This is a genomic window from Mesorhizobium sp. B1-1-5, assembly GCF_006443065.1.
Lineage (GTDB): Bacteria > Pseudomonadota > Alphaproteobacteria > Rhizobiales > Rhizobiaceae > Mesorhizobium.
This window is the reverse complement of sequence record NZ_VFWS01000525.1, coordinates 1-1,180: the sequence shown is the minus strand read 5'-3', so window position 1 is coordinate 1,180 and position 1,180 is coordinate 1. Positions and strand designations below refer to the sequence as shown.

The 1,180-nt window shown below is 62.9% G+C and carries 1 protein-coding gene; it reads right to left on the bottom strand.

What is annotated here, in order from left to right; translation table 11 throughout:
• Positions 1 to 150 precede the first annotated feature (150 nt).
• Positions 151 to 1,035 (bottom strand): aldose 1-epimerase family protein, encoded by an 885-nt coding sequence (locus FJ980_RS32970; RefSeq protein WP_140547595.1) that lies wholly within the window; start codon positions 1,033 to 1,035, stop codon positions 151 to 153.
• Between the last annotated feature and the right edge of the window lie 145 nt (positions 1,036 to 1,180).

Sequence of the window (1,180 nt, the reverse complement as noted above, 5' to 3'; positions counted from 1 at the left end):
CACCCGGTCTGGGCGTCCAGTCGCCACAATTCGGACGTTGCCGCACAGGCAACCGCCGGTGAATTGGTCCATGCTGCATTCCTCCAAATCAAGCGAGCTGGATGTTTACGAACAACTCCACCATCCATGAACGCGACGCCAGCCTTTCAGCTAATGCGTCTGCGGTTGAAGTTCGATCCGATAGCCGAGCACGCGCCTTCCGGCCGGCTCGATCAGCATCACTCCTGGCTTGTCGGCGAATTCGCCATCGAAATCCACCGGGCTGGCGAGGCCGTGCCAGGGTTCGATGCAGAGGAATGGCGCGCCGCCCGGCTTTGACCAGACGCCCAATTCCCGGAATCCGTTCCAATGCATCTCGATCGCCGGACCACGATCGGCACCGTAACGCACAGCGGTGCTGGAAGGCTGGTCCAGGATCAAGGCATCCTCGTCAAACAGCCGATCCGACAAAGCGAGAATGTTGCCCTCGATGGGCGTCGGCTGCCTTGCCGCCAGCAGTAACCCGTCCTTGAGACGGCGGATCGGCGCATGCTCGGGCTTTGCAAAGGTCAGGCGGTAGGCCTCCTTGGGCAGGTCCGGCAGCAGCGGCCAGTTGAATGCCGGGTGCGCCCCGATCGACGCCGGTAGCGGCTCGTCGCCGGTGTTGGTGATCTCGAACGTGACGCCAAGCTGCCGGCCGTCGAGAGTGTAGGTTACCGCCAGACGGAAGGCGAAGGGGTAGTGCGTTCGGGTCTCCGCGTCGTCGGTGAGCACCAGCATGCAGGACCGAGAACCCCTCTCCGCCCAGGCAAACGACTTATCGCGGGCGAAGCCGTGCTGCGTCATCGGATAGGTCTGGCCGCGATGGCGCAGTTGGTCGCCCTTCAGCCGGCCGACGATCGGAAACAACACCGGGGAATGACGGCGCCAGGCCGGTCCGGCCTGCCACACAAGCTCCAGCCCATCCGCATCCCGCAGCGAGACCAGTTCGGCCCCCTGCCCGACTATAACGGCCGAGATGTCGTCGCCATGAAGTGTCTGGCTGTCCTGTGCCATATGTTCTCGCGGTTTGTCTTTGCTTGGCCGGCAGGCTAGCAAATGGCCAGGCGTGAACTCAAGGCGGCGGTTTGCATTGCGTTTCACACAGTCACGATGAACGTGCGATGGCACAAGCGGGCAAGGCGCCGTCTCAAATGAAGAG